The 21950-nt window shown below is 61.0% G+C and carries 17 protein-coding genes and 1 pseudogene; 9 read left to right on the top strand and 9 right to left on the bottom strand.

What is annotated here, in order from left to right:
• Position 1: 1 nt before the first annotated feature.
• Positions 2-787, bottom strand: coding sequence for a 2-keto-4-pentenoate hydratase (locus FEZ59_RS03730; protein WP_003945480.1), 786 nt, complete (start codon positions 785-787; stop codon positions 2-4).
• A 3-nt stretch (positions 788-790) separates the two neighbouring features.
• Positions 791-2389, bottom strand: a complete 1599-nt coding sequence (locus tag FEZ59_RS03725) for an FAD-binding protein (RefSeq protein WP_172932260.1) — start codon at positions 2387-2389, stop codon at positions 791-793.
• A 115-nt stretch (positions 2390-2504) separates the two neighbouring features.
• On the opposite strand from FEZ59_RS03725, the gene kstD reads away from it, so the two are divergent.
• The 3 genes from kstD to FEZ59_RS03710 all read left to right on the top strand — a co-directional run bounded on the left by kstD (position 2505) and on the right by FEZ59_RS03710 (position 6909).
• The gene (gene kstD, locus FEZ59_RS03720) at positions 2505-4229 is read left to right on the top strand and encodes a 3-oxosteroid 1-dehydrogenase (protein WP_172932259.1); all 1725 of its coding nucleotides are present in this window, start codon (positions 2505-2507) and stop codon (positions 4227-4229) included.
• Positions 4219-5076 carry a MaoC/PaaZ C-terminal domain-containing protein gene (locus FEZ59_RS03715; RefSeq protein ID WP_172932258.1) on the top strand — a complete coding sequence of 286 codons (858 nt, stop codon included), beginning with the start codon at positions 4219-4221 and terminating at the stop codon, positions 5074-5076. Before kstD ends, FEZ59_RS03715 begins: the two co-directional genes overlap by 11 nt.
• Before the next feature lie 69 nt (positions 5077-5145).
• Positions 5146-6909, top strand: a complete 1764-nt coding sequence (locus FEZ59_RS03710; protein ID WP_021342857.1) for a cholesterol oxidase substrate-binding domain-containing protein — start codon at positions 5146-5148, stop codon at positions 6907-6909.
• A 135-nt stretch (positions 6910-7044) separates the two neighbouring features.
• Here FEZ59_RS03710 and FEZ59_RS03705 read toward each other — a convergent pair whose 3' ends face one another.
• Positions 7045-7281, bottom strand: coding sequence for a hypothetical protein (locus tag FEZ59_RS03705; RefSeq protein ID WP_128636506.1), 237 nt, complete (start codon positions 7279-7281; stop codon positions 7045-7047).
• Positions 7282-7765: 484 nt separating this feature from the next.
• On the opposite strand from FEZ59_RS03705, the gene FEZ59_RS03700 reads away from it, so the two are divergent.
• The 3 genes from FEZ59_RS03700 (at position 7766) to FEZ59_RS03690 (ending at position 10383) form a co-directional block, all read left to right on the top strand.
• Positions 7766-8053 (top strand): MerR family transcriptional regulator, encoded by a 288-nt coding sequence (locus FEZ59_RS03700; RefSeq protein WP_020906139.1) that lies wholly within the window; start codon positions 7766-7768, stop codon positions 8051-8053.
• Positions 8054-8197: 144 nt separating this feature from the next.
• Complete coding sequence (locus FEZ59_RS03695) at positions 8198-9385, top strand: serine hydrolase domain-containing protein (protein WP_021342855.1); 1188 nt, start codon at positions 8198-8200, stop codon at positions 9383-9385.
• Positions 9386-9573: 188 nt separating this feature from the next.
• Complete coding sequence (locus FEZ59_RS03690; protein WP_021342854.1) at positions 9574-10383, top strand: PE-PPE domain-containing protein; 810 nt, start codon at positions 9574-9576, stop codon at positions 10381-10383.
• Positions 10384-10613: 230 nt separating this feature from the next.
• On the opposite strand, the gene FEZ59_RS03685 is transcribed toward FEZ59_RS03690, so the two are convergent.
• From FEZ59_RS03685 to FEZ59_RS03665, 6 genes and pseudogenes are all read right to left on the bottom strand, one after another.
• A complete protein-coding gene (locus tag FEZ59_RS03685; RefSeq protein WP_274601724.1) occupies positions 10614-12248 on the bottom strand; it encodes an MFS transporter in 1635 nt (544 codons plus the stop codon).
• Between the two features lie 117 nt (positions 12249-12365).
• Positions 12366-13355 carry a linear amide C-N hydrolase gene (locus tag FEZ59_RS03680; RefSeq protein ID WP_021332382.1) on the bottom strand — a complete coding sequence of 330 codons (990 nt, stop codon included), beginning with the start codon at positions 13353-13355 and terminating at the stop codon, positions 12366-12368.
• A gap of 159 nt (positions 13356-13514) precedes the next feature.
• Positions 13515-15281 carry an oleate hydratase gene (locus tag FEZ59_RS03675; RefSeq protein WP_029537529.1) on the bottom strand — a complete coding sequence of 589 codons (1767 nt, stop codon included), beginning with the start codon at positions 15279-15281 and terminating at the stop codon, positions 13515-13517.
• Positions 15282-15593: 312 nt separating this feature from the next.
• Positions 15594-15704: pseudogene (locus FEZ59_RS29915) on the bottom strand (3-hydroxyacyl-CoA dehydrogenase); the annotation flags it as partial.
• A 17-nt stretch (positions 15705-15721) separates the two neighbouring features.
• A complete protein-coding gene (locus FEZ59_RS03670) occupies positions 15722-15874 on the bottom strand; it encodes a DUF1049 domain-containing protein (protein WP_225989417.1) in 153 nt (50 codons plus the stop codon).
• Between the two features lie 1112 nt (positions 15875-16986).
• Positions 16987-17628 carry a hypothetical protein gene (locus tag FEZ59_RS03665; RefSeq protein ID WP_019746880.1) on the bottom strand — a complete coding sequence of 214 codons (642 nt, stop codon included), beginning with the start codon at positions 17626-17628 and terminating at the stop codon, positions 16987-16989.
• A 170-nt stretch (positions 17629-17798) separates the two neighbouring features.
• Here FEZ59_RS03665 and FEZ59_RS03660 point away from each other — a divergent pair, with 170 nt between their 5' ends.
• From FEZ59_RS03660 to FEZ59_RS03650, 3 genes are all read left to right on the top strand, one after another.
• Positions 17799-19079, top strand: a complete 1281-nt coding sequence (locus FEZ59_RS03660) for an amidohydrolase family protein (RefSeq protein ID WP_019746879.1) — start codon at positions 17799-17801, stop codon at positions 19077-19079.
• A gap of 102 nt (positions 19080-19181) precedes the next feature.
• Positions 19182-19919, top strand: a complete 738-nt coding sequence (locus tag FEZ59_RS03655; RefSeq protein ID WP_225989416.1) for a hypothetical protein — start codon at positions 19182-19184, stop codon at positions 19917-19919.
• Between the two features lie 3 nt (positions 19920-19922).
• A complete protein-coding gene (locus FEZ59_RS03650; RefSeq protein ID WP_021332381.1) occupies positions 19923-21908 on the top strand; it encodes a YhgE/Pip domain-containing protein in 1986 nt (661 codons plus the stop codon).
• The last annotated feature ends 42 nt before the right edge of the window (positions 21909-21950 follow it).

Raw genomic sequence — 21950 nt, 5'->3', positions numbered from 1 at the left:
CCTACGTGAACTGAAGAGAGACGGAACCGAGGCCGCTGAACTCGGCTCGGAAGTTGTCGCCTGGATGAGCGTCGATCGCTCGCGTGCACGAACCCGGCAGAACGATGTCGCCGGCCTTGAGCCGAACTCCGAACGTGTCGACCTTCTGCGCCAACCATGCGACAGCGGTGACCGGGTTCCCGAGAACCGCATCGCTGCGCCCCTCCGCAATCCGCTCGCCGTTGCAGGTCAGAACCGCATCGATCGCCTTGATGTCGATGTCCGACGGGCGAACTCGTTCCTTGCCGAGAATGAACCCGGCGGATGAGGCGTTGTCCGCGATGGTGTCCGAGAGGCCGATCTTCCAGTCCTTGATCCGGCTGTCGATCAACTCGATGGACGGCGCATAGGCGACAGTGGCGTCGATGACGTCTTGTTCGGTGCACCCGGCGCCCGGCAGATCTGCTCCCAGAATGAAGGCGACCTCCACCTCGACGCGTGGGAAGCAGAAGCGCGACGTGTCGACCGGACGGTCCTCGAACTCTTCCATCTCGGCGAGCAGGTGACCGTAATCTGGCTCGTCGACGCCCATCATCTGCTGCATCGCCAGTGACGAGAGCCCGACCTTGTGCCCGACCACCTTTGCGCCACCGGCAACACGACGCCTGATGTTGATGAGCTGGATCTCGTAGGCGTCGACGACGTCGATGTCCGGATACGTGGCGATCAGCGGGCTGATCGGAGCGCGATCCCGTTCCGCCGAATCAAGATGGTCGGCAAGTTCGCCGCGGATCTGCGTCGAGAGCATCGTTCAGGCCTTTCCGACTGTGGAGAATGCGGCTGCATGCTGACCGGCTCGTCGTCCGGAGAACACGCAGTCGGCGAGCGACAAGCCGCTCACATACGAGTTGGAACAGATACCGACGGCGGTACGGCCGGCGGCATACAGGCCAGGGATACCCTCCCCGGCCTCGTTTTTCACCATGCCGGACGATTCGTCGACCACCAATCCACCGAGCGTGAGCATCGGGCACGGATTCATCATGTTGGGCTTGATCGAGACGTCGTACATCGTGAACGGCACAGACAGTATCGGCCTGACGAAGTCCGACGGTTTGCCCATCGGATCAGGTTGTCCGGCAGCGGCAGCGGAGTTGTGCGCGTCGACGGTGGATTGAAGGCCGGCGACGTCTATACCCGCTTTACGGGCGACCTCGGCAATGGTGTTGCCACGCACTGCGGTACGCATCATGCCAGTGGTCTGTACCCGCTGGAACCACATCGACTGGTCACTGATCTGCGATTTCGCTTCGCGAACGAGTTCGGAATCTGCCAGCAGCCAACCGATTCCGTTGCTCTTCTCTGCCATCGCCTGACCGAGAGCGGCACCGTAACGTGACTCGTCGACGATTCGCGCACCGGACTCACCCACCAGGATGGAACCGAGAAAAGCACTCGGCGGGACGATGAATCGCCAGGCGGAAACATTGCCGAGCTTGTCGGTGGCTCCCCCGGCTTCGATACCGAGGTTGATGCCTTTGCCGTCGTCCCCGGAGGTGCCGAGCGGGATACCGCCCTTGTAGGCGGGGGCATGGGTGCGCATCATCTCGCGATTGGACACGAAGCCGCCGGCGCTGAGGATCACGCCGCCGCGTGCCTGGATGCGAATCCGCTTGGCGTGCTTCTTCTCGATCTTCGCGATGAGTGCGTCGAGAATCGTGCGCAACTGCGGCGCGTAGACGCCGGGCTTGGAGGACAGGGACCCGAGCGTCGCGTGACGGCGACGAACTCCGGCAGGTGCGTCACGAAGCGTCAGTACTTCGACGCCGATCACCCGGCCGTCCTCGATGATCAGCCGGTCCGCTCTCGTCTGGCCGAGCAACTGGACGCCCTTGGCCTCCGCGGACTTCGCGAGCGGGCCGTAGAGCATCTTTCCCGACGTGCCACGCCCCTTGGCGCGATGGCCGCGAGGAGCAGGTTTTGCGATGTCACGGAACCCGCCGGCAGATTCGCTGCCCGAGAAGTAGAGGTAGTGCTTGTTGCTCGGGTACGACGTCTTGTACGGACAGAGTGAGGCTTCGAACGGCACGCCGTGACTGCGCAGCCAGTCGATCGACGCCGGGCTCTCGTCGACGAACCGGCGCAGAGTCTGCGGCGTCACCGCGTCACCGACCTCGCGGTTCAGGTAGGCGAGCATGGCTTCGGGACTGTCATCGACACCGGCTTCCTTTTGAATCACGGTGCCGCCGCCGGCGTAGTAGATTCCTCCGGAAATCGTGCTGGCCCCACCGCCGAGCGCTCGGTCGATCGCCAAAACCGACGAACCGGCCGCTACCGCTTCGAGCGCCGCGCTGGCGCCCGCCACACCGAACCCGACCACAAGGACGTCAACCGAAGTATCCCAGGTCACACCGCACCATCCTCAATCTCACTGCAACGTGTTTCGTTATCAATGACAACGTCCGGAAATACTTCCTGGCAGAAAGCATGGACTGACACCCCCATCATTCTATAACGTGTTCTACATGAGCAAGCAGGAATACGACATCGTCGTCGTCGGCAGTGGTGCCGCAGGTATGACAGCGGCCTTGACCGCAGCCCACCAGGGCTTGAGTGTGGTCATCGTGGAGAAAGCCGCCCACTACGGCGGATCGACCGCCCGTTCCGGTGGTGGGGTCTGGATCCCCAACAACGAGGCACTTCAGGCGGACGGTGTCACCGATACCCCGGAGGCCGCACGTTCCTACCTGCACAGCATCATCGGCGACGTCGTCGCTCCCGAACGCATCGACACCTATCTCGAGCGCGGTCCCGAGATGCTCTCGTTCGTGTTGAAGAACAGCCCTCTCGAACTGCAGTGGGTGCCCGGCTACTCCGACTACTACCCGGAAGCTCCCGGCGGACGCCTCGGTGGCCGCAGTGTCGAGCCCACCCCGTTCGACGGCAACAAGTTGGGCGCCGACCGCAAGAACCTCGAGCCCGACTACGTCAAGGCCCCCAAGAACTTCGTCATCACCCAGGCCGACTACAAGTGGCTCAACCTGCTGATGCGCAATCCTCGCGGACCCCTGCGCGCCATGAAGGTCGGCATGCGATTCCTCGCAGCCAAGGCCACAAAGAAGGATCTGCTGGTTCGCGGCCAGGCACTGGTCGCCGGTATTCGACTCGGACTTCAGTCCGCCGGAGTACCCATCCTGCTGAACACCCCGCTGACCTCCCTGTACACCGAAGACGGCGCAGTTCGCGGCGTCAACGTCCTAATCGACGGCGAGGAGCAGGTCATCCGCGCTCGCCACGGAGTTGTGTTGGGATCCGGCGGATTCGAGCACAACAAGGAAATGCGTGAGAAGTACCAGCGCGCACCCATCGGCACCGAATGGACCGTCGGCGCGAAGGCAAACACCGGCGACGGCATCCGCGCAGGCCAAGAAGTCGGCGCTGCAGTCGATTTCATGGACGACGCCTGGTGGGGCCCGTCCATTCCGCTGACCGGCGGACCGTGGTTCGCTCTCTCCGAGCGCACCCTCCCGGGCTGCATGATGGTCAACATGTCGGGCAAGCGCTTCGGCAACGAGGCGGCTCCGTACGTCGAGGCAACCCATGCGATGTACGGCGGTGAGTACGGTCAGGGCGAAGGCGCCGGCGAGAACATCCCGACGTGGATGATTCTCGATCAGCGCTACCGCAACCGCTACACGTTTGCCGGTATCACTCCCCGCTCCCCCTTCCCCGGCCGCTGGCTCAAGGCCGGCATCGTGGTCAAGGCGGGAACCATCGCCGAATTGGCCGAGAAGACAGGGCTTCCCGTCGCATCGCTGACCGAAACCGTCGACCGGTTCAACGGCTTCGCACGCAACGGCAAGGACGAGGACTTCGGACGCGGTGACAGTGGTTACGACGCGTACTACGGCGATCCCCGACTGAAGAACCCCAGCCTCGCCGAAATCAGCAAGGCTCCGTTCTACGCCATCAAGATGGTTCCGGGTGACCTCGGCACCAAGGGTGGTATCTGCACCGACGTCAACGGTCGAGCACTACGCGAAGACGGAAGCGTCATCGACGGTCTCTACGCCGCTGGCAACGCGAGCGCTCCGGTCATGGGCCACACCTACGCCGGACCAGGCGCGACCATCGGTCCCGCAATGACTTTCGGTTACCTGGCAGTACTCGACATCGTCGAGCGTGCGAAGAAGGCTGAGAGCACCGAGGCACCGGCAGCTGAAAAGACGGCGGTCGACCATGCCAATTGATCCGAAGATCGCACTCGGCGCCGAGCTTGCGCCACAAGAGTTCTCATGGACACCGTCGGACGTGCAGCACTACCACCTGGCACTAGGGGCAGGTGCTCGGCCGCTCGATTCGAACGAGCTTCGATACCTCGACGACGAAAAGCCTCAGGTACTACCCACCTTTGCCACCGTCGCCGCCAACTTCCACGCCACCGAAGCGCCGAAGCTCTCGTTCCCCGGCGTCGAAATCGATCTGGCGAAGGTAGTCCACGGGAGCCAGGAAGTCACTGTCCATCAGCCGATCCCGGCAAGTGGAAGTGGCCGCACCACAACTCGAATCGCCGAGGTCTGGGACAAGGGCAAGGCCGCGGTGATCGTGCAGGAATCCGTCACGGTCGACGCCGAGGGCAACCCGCTGTGGACAGCTCGCTCGTCCATTTTCGCCCGCGGCGAGGGTGGTTTCGGGGGTGAACGTGGTCCGTCGGAGTCGATTACGCTTCCGGATCGCGAAGCAGATGAGACAGTGGTGACGCCTGTGCTTCCACAGCAGGCTTTGCTGTACCGGATGTGTGGTGATCGGAATCCGTTGCACTCGGATCCGCAATTCGCCTCCGCGGCAGGCTTTCCAGCGCCTATCCTGCATGGACTGTGTACTTACGGAATGGTCTGCAAGACCGCAGTGGATACCATGCTCGACGGCGACAGCAGTCGGGTAGCCGGATTTCGGGCCCGCTTTGCCGGGGTCATATTTCCCGGCGAGAACTTGAGTATCCAGATCTGGAAAGACAATGGGCGACTCCTGATCTCAGCTTCCGTACTGGAGCGCGAAGCTCCTGCCCTGGCTGACGTAGTTCTCACTCTTGTCTGATACCCACCTGTCTGATACCCACCTGTTAGAACTCACCGTAGTTCTCGAACCCGATGGAGTAGCCCGAAGATGACGGCACAAGACGAAAAGTTCCGACTGTCCCGACGAGGTTTCATGGCCGCTGGAGCCGGCGCCGTGGCAGCGACCGCATTCGCCGGCTGGACGCCGGCCTACGCCGTCCCCGCCGGCTCCTCCGGCTCCGCGGGTGGTCCTGTCTCCACCCTCACACCGCCGCCTGCCTTCCCCGAAGGCATCGCGCTGTACCAGCAGGCATATCAGAACTGGTCCAAAGAGATCATGCTCGACGCGATCTGGACCTGTTCACCCAAGACGCCCGAAGACATAGTCCGCCTCGCTAACTGGGGCCATGCCAACGGCTACACCATTCGTCCCCGCGGTGCCATGCACGGCTGGACGCCGCTGACCATCGTCAACGGTGCGCCGGTCGACAAGGTCATCCTCGCCGACACCACGGTCCACCTCACCGGCGTCTCCGTCAACGCCGGTGGCAGCCCGGCCACCGTCACCGCAGGACCCGGCGCGACCCTCGACGCCATCACCACCGCACTGCAGGCACAGGGCCTCGGGTTCGCGAACCTGCCGGCGCCCGGTGTGTTGACCATCGCCGGCTGCCTCGCCGTCGACGCTCACGGTGCAGCGCTCCCCGCCGAAGGCGAAGCACACGTTCCCGGACAGACTTTCGGCTCACTCTCCAACCTCGTCACCTCCCTGACCGCAGTGGTCTGGAACGGCAGCGAGTACGCGCTCGAGACGTACGCGCGTAGCGATGCAGCGATCAAGCCGCTGCTGACTCACCTCGGACGCACCTTCCTCACCTCCGTCACCTTGCAGGCCGCCCCCAACTACCGCATGCGCTGCGTCAGCCACACCGACATCGGTTGGCAGGAACTCTTCGGTGCCCGCGGAGCGTCCGGACGCACCTTCGAGAAGTTCGTCCGCGAAAACGGTCGCGCAGAAGCAATCTGGTACCCCTTCACCGAACGCCCGTGGATGAAGGTGTGGTCACTTGCCCCCACCAAGCCGCCGTTCTCGCGTGAGGTGACCGGGCCCTACAACTACATCTTCTCCGACAACCTCCCGGAGCCGGTCACCGACATGATCGGGCAGATCAACGCCGGAAACCCGGGCATCGCACCGGCATTCGGGCAGATCATGTACGCCACCACCGTTGCCGGACTCGCCGCTACCTTCTCCAACGACCTGTGGGGATGGTCCAAGGACGTCCAGTTCTACATCCGGGCCACCACCCTGCGCCTGACCGAGGGCGGCGGAGCCGTCATCACCTCCCGCGCCAACATCGGCCAGGTCATCCACGACTTCACCCAGTGGTTCAACGGTCGCATGGAGTACTACCGCTCTATCGGACAGTTCCCCCTCAACGGCCCCGTCGAAATCCGTTGCTGCGGCCTCGATCAACCCTCGGACGTCGAGGTCGACTCGGCAGGCGCCCCCACCATCTCGGCCATGCGCCCGCGCCCCGACCATCCGGAATGGGACACCGCCATCTGGCTCAACGTCCTCGGCGTCCCCGGAACCCCCGGCATGTTCGCGTTCTACCGCGAAATGGAACAGTGGATGCGTAATCACTACAACAACAACGACGCCACCTTCCGCCCCGAGTGGTCCAAAGGCTGGGCGTTCGGCCCCGACAAGCCGTACACCGACGCCCCGATCATCACCCAGGGCCTCCCCCAGACCTACCGCGACGGCGTCCCATCGAGCGACAACTGGGACACCGCCAACGCCGCATACAACGCGTTGGATCCGCACAAGGTCTTCAGCAACACCTTCCTGGACCAGTTGCTGCCCTGAGGTCCAAGCACCAGGCACGCACTCTGCCAACTCGACGGTCGTCGCCACTCCCCTACTTTCGGGAGTGCGGCGGCCGTCGTGCGTTGCAGTGAGCGGGATGAAGGAGTCCCCCCGCATCCCGACCAGGTAACTGACTCAATCGCGATCAGGATGGATCGCCTCGTGCATACTTTCCACGGCCCTGGCATGAGTTGAGAGCTCGGACCGAGCCGACCGAATCGTGGCGCTGTCGCTGCGTGCCCCCGGCTCGGACGACGACGAGCCCTCTCCGGGGTTCGACGCGCCACCAGCGGGATGCTCGGAGGAGCCGGTGCGCTCTTCCCTCTCCGCGCGGGCGCGCAACAACGACTCGGACTTCGGGGTATTTCGCATCGGAGCATTGTCCCAGATTCATCTCCCATGACTCACATGGAGCGCTCTCACCCCCGGTGACCAGGCCGTTCCTGAACATCGATACCTAGAAACTTCGCGACAAAATATCTACAGCGGTCAGGGTAGACATTCTCACGAGGGTGTTGTATCTTTTTTCTCGTAGCAAGGAACGAGTCAAGAGATGCGGGAGAGATGAACTACCCGCAAGCAGTACCGCAGGGCAGGGACGTGCCGGGGCCGAATTCGTGTGTGAGTGTGTAGTAGGACCCGGCACCCCCCTTCAAAGCGGCTACCGGACGTTTTGTGCGAGTCCGGAAGTTCGAAAGAATGCAGTTATGTAAGTAAGTTCAACCCCATCCGGCCCCCGGCGCACCTCGCGCCGGGGGCCCCGTCCGTTCAGCGAAAGAAGCGAGCCATTCCGGCAGATACACCACCGGGGGACCCCTCCGGCAGATTCGACGACGAGAACTATCCTGCGTACAGCATGGGACATGCGGCCGAGATCCTCGGTGTCAGGCAAGCTTTCCTTCGTAGCCTCGATGCCGCGAAACTGCTTACCCCACAACGCTCTGAGGGCGGACATCGCCGCTACTCCCGGTACCAGCTGCGCATCGCGGCCCGCGCGCACGAACTCGTAGCCAACGGCACGGCGCTCGACGCGGCTTGCCGCATCATCATCCTCGAAGACCAACTCACCGAGGCTCGTCGCATCAACGCCGAGCTCCAGCAAGCGCAGGACCGACGAGCGGAATCGGACGCAACGCCGGACTGAGGACTGACGTGATCAGGCACTGGGAGTAGCAGTCACCCCTAACCGTCAATCTGTTCCCTCCCCCTTCGAACTGCGCTAAATTCAGTCAATTGGGACATTGCTAGGCGTCGGTTGCTCGATTTCCACATCGAAGGGATCGCAGGCATGAATTCCTCCCACCACCGCACTCGGGTGCGGCTAGCTGCTCTGTCGATCGCCTTGACCCTTGCCATTGCAACCGCTGCGTGCAGTTCCGACGAGGACTCGGCAACAAACACGAGCAGCGCATCTCCCAGCACCGCGAGCAGTCAGGAATCCAACGAGATCGCGGACCTCGTCCGCCGTCAAGTGGCCGACTTGGGCCTCAGTGCCGCCGTGTTCGGAGTGTGGCGGGGCGACGACGAGATTGCTCTCGGTGCCGTCGGAGAGTCCCCTATCGGAGTTCCGGCGACAACCGACATGCAGTTGCGCGTCGGTCAGCCGATGGAACCGATGCTCTCGACAGTTCTGCTGCAACTCGACGAAGAGGGAACGCTTCCCCTCGATCAACCGATCGCGAAGTGGGAACCGAACTTTCCACGCGCAGAGACCATCACTCCACGAATGCTGGCCAACAGCACGTCGGGCATCTCCGACTACGTGACCGATCCACAGTTCCTCAAACTCTTCACGGACAACCCGATGAAAGGCTGGACTTCTCAGGAGATCCTGAATCTTGCCAACTCCCGCCCACCGCTGTTCGAACCCGGCACCGGTTGGGCGTACGCGCACAGCGACCTGACGCTGCTCGGCGACGTCATGGAGAAAGCGACTGGAAAACCGCTGGGCGACCTACTTCAGCAGCGCGTCTTCGATCCACTCGGGATGGATCACAGCAGCGTTGTGCTCACGTCGCAGATGGACGAGCCGATTTTGCACGGCTACACCAATGAACGCGGAGTATTCGAAGACTCCACTTTCTGGAATCCGACGGCTTTCCTGCACAGCGGAAACATGAACGCGCCTGTCGCCGACGTCGGAAAGTGGGTGCGCGCGCTCGGAACGGGAGAGTTGCTCTCCGACAAAGCTTTCGAGCAGCAGATGGCACCGACGACTGCGGGCTTGGGAAGTATGACGGCGGACAAGTTCTTTTCCTTCGGGACCGGGCACCTCGACGGTTGGCTTGTGATGAACCCGTCGTACGGCGGCTACAACGGGCTTGCGCTCTATTACCCCGACTCGAAGACGACGATCGTCGTCTACGCCACGCTCGGGCCGACAACCAACGCGGACCTCAACAACGCCGTGCCGATGGGCAAGGCGATCGGAACCCTCCTCGAACCGGATCACCCACCGCAGGTCCCGACGCCGTGACGCGCCACACACGCTGGTAGCAAACAGCGTCGGTCGGCAACTTCCTGTTTACGCACGGATTACCTCCAGGACTTATCGCCCCATCACCATTCTCTTCAGTACCGAACGAAACGCGTCGGACCGCGGGTTGTCTCGCCAGTGAACGAGAACGTAGATAGATGGGGACAGGCCCGATGAGGAAATACGCGATGTCAGTGGCATGCACGGTTGCAGTCACAGCGGGGGTGACTCTTGTGATGTCGGTGCCTGCCGGAGCGGACCCGAATGACAGTGGGTCGTGCCCTGCCGGTGCGGTATTCGCGGTCGGCGGAACGTGGGATCCGACGGGACAAACGACGCAACCCGTCACCGACCGCTACGTGGCCCAGGGTTACGCCTCCAAGCCGGTGACCTACCCCGCCAGCTTCTGGCCGCTCGGCGATCAGACGTACGACCAGAGCGTTGCCGCCGGCGCCCAGACGCTTCGCACTGAAGTCAACGCTTTCCACGCTCAGTGCCCGGGCAGCGAGATCGTCGTCACCGGATACTCACAGGGAGCGCGTATTGCCGGCGACGTTCTCGGTGACATCGCACGCGACGGATCCATTCCGCAGTCGCAAGTCGAAGGCGTCCTCTACGCCGACCCTCGCAACTCGGCCGGGGGCATCGAAACCGTAGTACCCAATGTCATTCCGGGAGCGACGATGTCCGGAGCACGCGGCGGATTCGGAGACATCGCAGTGCAGGAAGTCTGCATCGAGGGTGACGGCATCTGCAACATGCCCAAGCCGCGTGATGCGCCCGAGGTGTTCGTGGATTCGGTCTTCGGCTACTTCACGAAGCACAACACCTATACGCCGATGATGTCCGAGCCCGCTCCGCCTGCTCCCCCGGCACTGCCGCAGACGCCGTCGGTGCCACTGCAACCCGCCGACGTTGCCACTGCGATCGTGACGCGGGTCGTCGAGAACATCACTCCGTATCTGAGCGCTGCACTCGCGACCGTACTAACGAAGTAGCCGGACGGCTGGCTAGGGCACCATCGCTTCATCTCCACCACCTCCGCAGGAACCACCCGGCTGGAACGCCCTCTACACGCCGACGATGCAGACGTCGAGAAGTTGAGTGCATCCTGCCGCAGGTCGGGATGCACTACTCCGCGTTACGTCTATTGCTCTACAAAACTATTCAAGATCGTGACGCGCAGTCGCTCTCCACCGGCATGGCGCCGCAGGCGGCCGAAGTCGCATCAGTCCGCTTCCTGACGGCGAGTCGGCAGGTGGCGGAACGTCACGATCGGGAGGAGCGCCGCTAACCCGAGCACAGAGAGGCTCGCCCGCAGCGCAATCAGCCTGGATTCGACGTTGATCTCCACCGCCTGATCGAGTTGCGCCGAGGTCAGTTCCAGCCCAGTGAGACTGGCGCGGAGGTCATCGTTGGCGACGAAACTGACCGAACTGGCCGTTACCTCGATACTGCCGCTGGACAGTAGATCTGGGCTGTTCGTGATACGGACCGAGGCAGACTGCGCGAGCACGGACATCAGGACCGCCCCGGCAACGGCGGTGCCGGTGCACAGGCCGAGAAAGTTCGCCATTCCTCGAGCGCTGCCGATCTCACCCGCGATAGCAGGAGGGTTGGTCTCCATGAGAAGCGCACTGCCCGCACTCAATCCGACTCCGATGCCGAGACCCAAGCACACTTCGCTGATCAATGTCCATGCACCGGACCATTGGTTCGAGATGGTCAGTGCCAACAGAATCGCCGACGCGGCGGCCAGTACATGCGCCCCTGTCAGGAGCCATCGGCACGCAAGCAGTCGCATCAGTGCAGGTGTTGCAGCCGCGGAGACGAGTGCGGCCAAAGAGATAGGTATCAGTATCATTGCCGTGCCCAGAGGGCTCTTGCCCAATACCATCTGGGTGTACAGCGGTAGCAGGTAGCTCACACCGGCCATCAACAGGTTTATCGCAACCAACCCACTCAAACACGCTCGGTTGAGACCAGACTCGAACACCGAAGGTTCGAGTAGCGGTGTTCTTTCTCCCCGGACCAACAAGTGCTGGCGGGCGGCGAACGTGTGCAGGACGAGGCCGCCGATCACCAGCAATGCGAGCACAGGCGAGAGTCCGAGCACACTCACCGGTGCGGACTCGGCGGCGAGAACGAGCCCCCATGATCCGATCTGATTGATGGCGGCGACCAACAACAGCACCCCGACGGCAGACAGCGCGATACTCGTCTTGTCGACGGACCCACGGAATGGAATCCGGATAAGGGCCACACGTGATGCGATGACGATTGTTCCTGCCGTGATGGCGAGCAAGAGCGCGAAGGGCGCCCTCCATCCCCAGGCTTGGACGAGCAGACCACCAACCAACAAAGCAAACGCGGCACCGATACCGGTCGTACCCGCCAGGACCGATACCGCAACGGTTCGTTGTGGACCGGAATACGCCTGCCCCAGAATCGCCAACGCGTTGGGCACGAGAAGCGCGCCCCCGAGTCCAGCGATCGCCTCGCCGGCAATCAGCATTGAAATATTCTGTGCCAGAAAGCAACACAGCATACCGAACGCATAGATGCCCAGCCCGAGCAGCTGAGCATTCTTGGCACCGAGCACGCCGCTGATCTTGCCGCCCGTGATCGTGAAGGCTGCGACGAATACCCCGTAAGCGACGATCGCCAATTGCACGTTCGAGATGGTGGTGTCCAGGCCGTCGACGATGCCGCTGATCGCCATCGGCAGCGCCGTCACGTTGAACACAGATACCAACCCTGTGAAACACACTAGTACCAGCGGTAGCCAACTCACCCTCGGGTGGGCGTCACTCGTAAGCGCTTTTGTAACGGGAGAGGAAGGCAACGGGTCCGCGGTATCCATGATGCGCCCCTAGGAGGATCGGAGTTGTCTCGACGGTGGCATATCGGTCACGAGCAGCGACGCCGAGGGCGGCCACCTGACTGGGTGGCCCCCCTCCCTGCGAACTGCTGGCTTCGATCAGGTCGGCAGGGTCAGGAATTTCATCGCGGCTGTCTTCTCGAATCGGCGAGAGACGTTGCCGGCAAGCCCTCCTTCGAGGGATGTATCGCCCATCAGATCGAGTTTGCCCGCAGGCGCACCTTCATTGAAGTTCAACTTGTCCAGATCCACCCAGACGACATTAGGTCGCGTGGTCGAGTCGAAGACGTACCGCTTGTTGGTCAAGTCTGCCACCGTCTGCCAGATCGTCTGCGATGCATAGGGTTTGTCCGGGTCGGGGATGCGGAAAGGTTGCGCCGCATTGCGGATCACACTGAACATTCCCGCGACAGCCTCGACTTCACTCTTAGGTTGAGGCAGTCGGCCTACGTAGTATGCGGCGCGGGCGAACCGGTCGGCTGCGAGTGTGGTGCCGGGCAGAGGATTGGCGCCCCCGAAGCCGTCGACCTCTTTGAGAAGTTCGATCTGCTTGTCGTAGGCCGGGGAATTGGTCATCACTAGGTGTTCGCGGCTGTGCCAGACGGTGGCCTTGCCATCCAGGTATTCGATGATCGCCGAATCACCGGTCGCATCGTCCAACGCGAGATGAACTGCAGGCACTTCGCCGGTCGCCGGATCGCCCAGTGGGACAACCTGAACGTCGACGTCGCTGATCCACGCGGCGGCATCGGCAACGGTGGAGAAGTTGTCCAGGAAGTACTGCAGCCAGACCGCCATGCTCAGAGCCGGTCTCGACGTATCGTGAGTACCGTAATCCGATTCCGCTAGCCACAGAACATGACCTGCTAATCCCGCTTCGTTCATACCGTCGACCGACATCATGTCGAAAGCGCCGGCCACGACACTGCCGTATTCGGCAGTCCAACTCAGAGAACCGCCTACGCCGTCGTCGCGTTTGATCCCACGCGGAAGCGACCACAGGTTCGTACCGGTGTCCCGATGGTAATCCATATTTCGTCCGACAAGAACAGATCCGGCCGCATCAGGCCACATCACCCTGGTACACATTGATTTTGCCTTCCGTAGTTCTTCGAGAACTTCATAATTGCCCGATGTTCAGCCCCGAGGTCCAGACCGAGATTCAGCTACGAGACGCCCCTTCGACCACAGCCGAACGGGCATTTTCTCTCAGAAGCCCTCATTGACAGAGACATTCAGAAACCAGCGTCATTCTCGGGGGAGAATGTGGTATTGGTGCAGCAGCTGTCCGATCTCGTTCTCGTCGAGCTTCTTGTCCAGTCTGCGGCGAAGTAGCTTCGGCAACGGCACGCTCTCCTCCTTCTTGTCATTGAGGAAGTAGGTTGCTTGGAGAAGTTTGCGGATGTCGTAGGTGGAGCCGAAAACTTCCGGCACTCCGCGTTCGATCCCGAGCAGGCTGTACGCGGCCTCCATCCCGGTGCGGACCGAGTACTCCGTCGTGAAGATGCAGTCGCGTGTTGTTTCCGCGAACTGGCCGAGGAAGGCGAAGTTGACGGCACCATCCGGTACAACCGCAGGCCGGTCACCGGCCTGACGGGGCATGAAAAAGGAAGTGACATAGGGCATCATCACTGGAACGGTCTTCGCCGCATTGGCCGCGAGTTCCGGGATGTCCTCGACTGGAACGCCCATGTGATAGAGCCACTCTTGGGTGATTTCCTCGCCGGTGCATTCCTGCATCGGCTTGTCGACGTAGTCACCGGGGACGTCGACGAATAGTGAGTAGACCCAGACGACGATCTGATCCTTGGGTTGTTGTTTGAAGTGCGGTTGCCGGTTTACGGTCCAGCTCATCAACCACTTCGAATCTCGTGCTGTCACGATGCCGCCGGTGACTACTCGTCCACTGAATGGGTCACGCTTGCATATCTTTTCGATGTATTCTGGGATTCGGGCATCCAACGTGGTCACTGTCGCTGATTCCCACTTGGTTTCTGCGACGTGCCCACCGAAGACGTCTGGTCGTCCGAATGCGGGGTCTTTTGTTGCTATACGACGCCACAAATCCCACGCTGGAGCGGGGCCCTCGTCGAGTTTCGCCGGCGTGTGATGGTCTCCGTTGTTCGAGTTCTCGGTGAGCGAGCCGATGGTAGTCAACACCAGGTCGCCGTCATCGAGGTCGACCCCACCCAAAACACCCTCGGATTTCCAGTGAATGCGTTTGGCCCGCTTGACTTCACCCGTGATATCGAAGTCAATGTCGGTGACTTCGGTATCGAACCGAAAATTCACTCCCTGATCGAGCAGCCACGTGTACAGCGGCAGCACGAGAGACTCGTACTGGTTGTATTTGGTGAACTTGAGGGTACTCAGGTCCGGCAGGCCTTTGATGTGATGGATGAATCGATGCAGGTACAGCTTGATTTCGAGAGCACTGTGCCATTCCTCGAACGCGAACATTGTGCGCCAGTACAGCCAGAAATTGCTTGCGAGGAATTCCTTGCCGAACACCTCGTTGATGCGCTTGTTCTCGAGTTCGCTACGCGGAGTGAGAAAGACCTTCATGATGTCCTTCTGCGCCTTCGAGTTCAGATTGAACTTGAAGTCTGTGTGCGCGTCCTCACCCTGACGTTCGGTGACGCGCTGCAGCGAATAGTTCGGGTCGTCTTTGTTGAGCCAGTAGAATTCGTCGAGCACGCTGGCGTCTTCGACCTCGATCGAGGGGACAGAGCGGAACAGGTCCCAGAGACATTCGAAGTGATCTTCCATCTCGCGGCCACCGCGAATGACGAAGCCCTTCTCCGGTTCCTTGATTCCGTCGAGTGCACCGCCGGGCAATTTCAACCGCTCCAGGACGGTGATGTTGTTTCCTGCCATCTGGCCGTCGCGGATCATGAATGCCGCACCGGCAAGCGATGCAAGCCCCGAACCGACGAACCATGCAGTCTTGCCGTCCACCCCGTCAGGCTTGCGTGGCCGCGCGAACGCTTCGTAGTTTCCACTGCTGTAATACATTGTTCCCCATCTCATTTAGAGGTTTGGCGACAGGACCCTTCACGGAATGGATGCCGAGTTTTCTCTTGGTGATGTAGTTTTCCTTCGGCCACGCCGAAAGTATTTGCATTACAGCGACACCGGGAGCCAAGATGTTGTAGGGAATACAGCGGCCGCCTCGACGACAGGAGAACGTCGCGACAGCGACAGCGAGATCTGCTGTAAACTAGAATCTTTCGGATACGACGGCGACCGAGCTGTCAGCCGCTCGGAGACGTCGCGTTTGGACGTCTCCGATGACTCGAAATCCCGTCTACATGCGGCGAATGGCGTCTCGCTGATGCCGTACGCCGTGACGTCGAACCCCTTGAAGGCCGTCTGGAACGCGATCGGTGATCCCCGAACGCATGTACCGAGGACTTTGGTTTTCCGGATTGCGATCATTATTTCGTCCTCGAGGTTCAGTCGGCAGTTTTCGCACGGCGGTTGGTCAGCAAGCCGGCGATCCATCCGAGGACGAGTATCACGACGAGGGTGAGCCAGAGTGGGGACTGCACTGAGACCCAAAACAGTTGGATCGTGGTCGCGGCCCGGTTCTGGAGGATAAAGGTCACCGCCTGCACCACCAACAGCAAAGGCGAGGGTGTTACGTGATGCGAGTACTGATCGGGCGGATGCCTGCCGGGTTTCCGAACTCATGGGAGGTACCCCATTCTATGTCGAGTGATATCGATCGAATGCTTTTTCGAAGGAGATACCGGACTCTCCCGTACCGATCCAGTTCTGTTCACGTCTGGCGGCGAGGATCTGAGATTTTGTGTCTCGGCGTGCCGAGGTTTCCTACCCGAGATCCCGGTAATGGCTGAAATCTGGAGCGGAACCAACTGGGATTACGTGGCTAATCGAAACATAACACGAGTGGCGCCGAAATGTCGGCTTTAGATTGCGTAAGCAATTCGCCTTCACACACTGTCTCTCTGGCATTTCGCTTGAACCTGAGGCTTTCTATTCAGTCCAGATGCGTTACTGTGCGTGCGGAACCTGCCTAGAGTAGACACCGGCATCTGCCTCGTCACCGGATATGGACTCGACGTTCTCATCGCCTGAGCCATACGGAAGGTCGGGAGATCCGTGCGCTGGTCAGCGATGGAAAGCGGATCGACTCGTAGTTGCCGGCGGCTACCGCGCTCATCGTTGCCCTGCTCCTGACTCTCGGATCGTGGTGTCAATGAGGTGCAGTTCGCGCGCTGTTGAAGCGGCGTACGACCGGTGAAATCGACTCCCGGCGAACGCTTGCCCGAAATAGATTCCTGACGCATCGACAGCATGTTCGAAACACGGACTCCCCAGAGCGGCGAATGACCGCTTGTCACCTCGTCAAATACGATAAAGCAAGTGAAAATAGCAATTTAGTATCCGATCGTTGACCCTTTCATCAGAGGATAATCTAGCCGGGAAACTATCATCGAACGGTTCGGCTCTTGTCCTGAAATACGGGTCTGCTTCCCTCTCGAAAACGAACTGTTCACGACGGCTACGCGCGCTTCACAGAAGGATGGAAGCAAAACATCGATCCCAGAGTGAACACATCCCATACCGTTGCCGAACTTTTACGAAACCATCCCGCAATAGTTTGAGAACTTGATCGAGTGGGCGTAGCAGCGCAGGTCGGCGATCTCCCCCACCTCAGCGAATTCCTCGATATTGCGGGCGCGACGTGGCGCGTTCAGACTGCTTCGGCCATAGAAGTAGCCGGACGGCTGCTCCTTCCGAGGAATACTGCGGATGCCAGCAGGAAGAATATTGCGCCGACAAAGGTTCCGATATTGGCCATGTTCGGGTCCAACGTGTTCCCGTCTCGCAAGACGAACGATCCGATCGCGGAGACTCCGAATGCGATGGATCCCAGGGTATTCAGCCACACGCTTTGCCATTCCTTCGATTGCGGTGCCCAGTAAGCGCCTTCCCTCAGCAGGATGAGGACAGCCAGTCCGCTCGAGACGAGGAAGGCTATCGAGCCCTCCGCGTTCGGATTCCAGACCAAGTGCATCTCGCCTCGTAGCGTAAGCGCGTGCAGCGCAGCCCCGGTGCTGACGTTGAACAAGATCGTCCCGAGTAACTGCACGGCAGCAGACAGCCAGACGGCCCGGATCGCGGGACGCCCCGAGTCGGTTGTGGTTGCTGGCCCGGCCAGCACCAACTGAACGAAAGCCGCGCAGGTAAAGAACCAGGAGCCCGCGAAGAAGAAGCTGTTGGCGAGTGCGGCACCGAAGAAGACCGACAGGAAGGGTGCCGACCCGAGCGCGAAGAGTGCGGATCCGATCACGAATCCCCACGACTGCATTCGAATGGTCGGGTGAATCAGCATGCGCTGCAGTGTACTTGGACTCGATATGAAAAGTCCTCCATTCGGGACCTTGGTCATCAGGCACTGATTTCGATCCGCCCGCCGCGGGTACGCGGAAACAAATTAAAACCATCTGCTTGTTTTTTACTTTACCGAAGCATGACTCCACTTTGGGTGCTAATGTCCGATTTATGACAGCCACTCCTCCAGCTGGAAATCGTTTGCTGTTTCGCAATGTCCGTGTTTTCGACGGCACCTCCTCGACCCTTGTTGCCGGGGACGTTCTGATCGACGGCACCACGATCGCCGCGGTGTCGGAGTCGCCTGTCGGGGATGATCCGAGCCGCGAGACCACTGTCGTGGACGGTGGTAATCGAGTACTCATGCCCGGCATGAGCGATGCCCACGTTCACCTGGTCGGTAACGCGAATTCATACGTCGACATGGTGACCGGCAGTGAAGCGCACATCGCACTCAACGGCCTCGCTGAAGCAAAGAACATGCTGCACCGCGGGTTCACCACGGTCCGGGACATGGCGGGTGACACAAGCAGCATCAAGTCCGTGATCGATCGAGGCCTGTTCGAGGGGCCGCGCATCTACCCTTCCCAGGCTGCCATCTCCCAAACCAGCGGACACGGCGACTTCGGGTTTGTCTACGAATGCCCGACCGCGTTGGGAGGCAAGCAGTCTCGCGCCGAAGAAATTGGTTTCATGCGCGTCGCAGATGGCCCTGACCGGGTACTGGCAGCTGTTCGCGAACAGCTGAAGAAGGGCGCATCTCAGATCAAGATGATGGTCGGCGGCGGCGCTGCGTCGATGTACGACCCGCTCTACACGGTCCAGTTCACCGATCCCGAGCTTCGTGCAGCAGTGCACGCGGCCACCGACTACGGCACCTACGTCGCCACCCACGTTTACAACGTCACCGGCATTCGCCGCGCCATCGAAGCTGGCGTGAAATCCATCGAGCACGGTCATCTCGCTGACGAGGCGACGATCGCTCTGATGGCTGAGAAGGACATCTGGCTTTCGATGCAGCCCTTCGCGCTGGGCGATCACCACTATCCGGATCCGGGCCGCGCAGAAAAGGATCGCGAAATCTGCACCGGCACTGACGATGTGTACAGCTGGGCACGCAAGCACGGTGTCAAAACAGCGTGGGGTACGGATCTTTTGCTCGAGCCGCAGCTTGCGCCGCGGCAGAGTGAAATGGCGGCGCGACTCGGTGATCACTACAGCAATGCCGAAGCACTTCGGATGCTCACGTCGGGAAATGCCGAACTCTTCCGTCTTGCCGGCGAACGCGATCCGTACCGGCAAGCACCACTCGGAGTGATCGCCAAGGATGCGTGGGCAGATGTTCTTCTCGTCGACGGCAATCCACTCGAGGATCTGAGCCTGCTCGCCGATCCGGCCAAACATCTCTCCGTCATTGTCAAAAATGGTCAGGTCGTCAAAAACATACTGTGACAACGTCTTCATCGCGTTGATCCGTCTGACGTGCAGCCAATTCAAGCTGAACACCTGAGCGGGTCGATGTGTCCTCGTGCTCCACCGAGTCGGGAGTCCAAGTTGGTTGAAACACGTTTCGAGCGTTGGGAATTACCTGAGGACCGAGTCGAAGGGTCGTTGGTGTCCGCCCGCGGTATCGAGCTCCACGGGCCGTGGGGGCATGTGTTCGGTCCACTCGACATCGACATCGAGGCTGGCGGTGTGACCGTCCTGGCCGCGCAATCGGGTGCCGCGCGCACAGCCCTGCTGATGGCACTATGCGGACGGATGCGATTGTCGTCCGGGTCATTGACTGTGCTGGGCTACGAGAAACCCTCGAGAATTCTGGCTGTCTCGGCGATCGCATGTCTGAACGAACTCGACGAAGTTCGCCCATCGGTGACGGTGCGGGACATGGTGACCGAACAGTTGCGATGGAATTCACCGTGGTACAAGTTCGTGCCCCGGGTGAGCGAAGATCAAGTAGCAGATATGTGTGCGTACACATTTGGCGGCGTAGACCTCCCCCCGCTCAATGCCTTCGTCGACGATCTCCCGGAGATCCAACAGCTGTTGCTGCGGATCGCCGTCGCGAACACCAAAAGACCACCGCTACTGGTGGTGGGTCGAGTCGACAAGATCGCCGACGACGACGAGCGGACAATGTTGTTACGCCGACTGGTCGCATTGGGAGAGCACCAGTCGGTGATCACCGCCGATGTCAACGACCTTCCGCCGGACAGCGGCGTCCATGCCGTGGTGAACATGCACGGCCTGCTGGGCGCCGGTGACATCGGCGTCATGACCGAAGGACGGTGAGCGATGCTCGCAGGTATATCTCTGGGCAGTGATATCAAACGCTACTCCCGCGGCACCCTGCCACGAATCGCGATCGTCACCATCATCTTGTTGCCGTTGCTCTACGGCGCCATGTACTTGTGGGCTTTCTGGAACCCGTTCGGCGAGGTGAACAAGATCCCCGCAGCGATTGTCAATAACGACTCGGGGCGAACATCGACAGGCCAACAAGTCGATGCCGGCGATCAGGTCGTCAAGTCGCTCATCGCCTCCGGGCAACTTGATTTGGCGGAGGTCTCGGATCAAGAAGCCCAAGCCGGACTCTCGAGCGGCAAGTACTATTTCACCATCACCTTGCCGGAGAACTTCAGCGACGCTGTCGAGTCACCCAACGGTGACAACCCCGAGAAGGCCGATCTCACCTTCACCTTCAACGACGCCAATAATTATCTAGCCACCATCATCGGGCAGGACGCGTCCGAACAGGTCATCAATCAGGTCAACTCGACCATCGGCGCCCAAGGCGTCGGCCAAGTCCTGACGGGCCTACAGACCGCCGGTTCGGGCCTGGGCCAGGCTGCCGACGGAGCGAAGACCCTCGCGGCCGGGATCGACACCGCCAAAGGTGGGGCCGATCAACTGAACTCCGGTGCAGGCGAACTCGCCACCAACATGGTCACCGCACGCGATGGTTCCGCGCAGCTCGCAGCCGGCGCCGGGCAACTCGCCACAGCCATCGACGGCGTCGCCGACCCACTGCTCAACGCCCTCGACTCCACTGCCGTCTCCGACGTCGGTGCGCAAGCTGCGCAACTGCGGCAATCCCTCACCACCCTCGGGGATCGCCTCCCCAAGCCGCCACAGGTTACCGTCTCCCCGGCAATCCAGCGGGTGCTCGACCTTCTCGGACCCAGCACCGATCCGCTCGCACAACAGGCCGTTGCAGCTCTCACACCTCTCGTGGCAGCACAACCCCAAAGTGACACTGCCGCAATACAAGCGGAGATAGCGCGCCTCAGCGGTGATGCGCGCGCGCTCGAATACCAGTTGACGGATCCATCCAGTCCCCTGCAATCCGGACTCGCGCTGCTGCAAAACGGCGGGCTCGCCTCCGACGTCCGGCAACTACGCGACGGCGCCGACCAGCTCAGTTCCGGAGCCACGACTTTGAACTCCGGACTGATCCAGTTGACCGACGGCAGCACCCAGCTCGCGAGCGGAGCCGATCAGTTAGCTTCGGGGATGGTCGAGCTGCAATCAGGCTCAGGCGAACTGGCAGACGCACTCGCACAGGGCGCTGGGCAAGTACCCAGCTGGACCGACGCGCAACGCAACGCTACCGCGGACACCCTGTCCACCCCAGTCGCACTCAAGCAGGACTACACCAACGAGGCACCCACATTCGGTACCGGATTCGCGCCGTTCTTCCTCTCCTTGGCCCTGTTCGTCGGCTGCATCATCACCTGGATGCTGCTGACCCCGCTACAATCCCGCGCAACTGTCAGTAACCTCGGCCTCTATCGCACAGTTCTGGCTTCCTACTGGCCGGCACTGCTCATCGGCATCCTCCAAGTGATCACGATGTACGCCGTGGTCCACATCGGGGTCGGCCTGGACGTCAAACACGTTCCCGGAACTATCCTGTTCCTGATGCTGGTCTCGGCGACGTATTTGGCGATGATCCAGATGTTCAATGCTCTCTTCGGCGTCGCAGTCGGCCGAGTGGTGACATTGGCCTTCCTGATGCTGCAACTGGTCTCCGCCGGCGGCATCTACCCAGTGCCCACGACAGCGACGCCCTTCCAATACATTCATCCGTTCGACCCGATGACATACACCGTCAATGGCCTCCGGCAACTCATCACCGCCGAACACGTCGACTCTCGACTCTGGACAGCAATCGCCGTCCTGACCGGCATTCTGCTCGTCTCGATGACTATCAGCGCACTCTCCGTGCGCCGCAACCGGCGTTACACCATGGAACGCCTGTACCCGTCCATCGAGGTGTAAAGCACTGCACAGCAACATCTTCACAGTCGACCACATTTGAAT

Source organism: Rhodococcus sp. MS13 (assembly GCF_013277835.1).
Classification (GTDB): Bacteria; Actinomycetota; Actinomycetes; order Mycobacteriales; family Mycobacteriaceae; genus Rhodococcus_F; species Rhodococcus_F erythropolis.
Note: the sequence above shows the minus strand (reverse complement) of the source record. Positions and strands in the feature narration are given on the sequence as shown.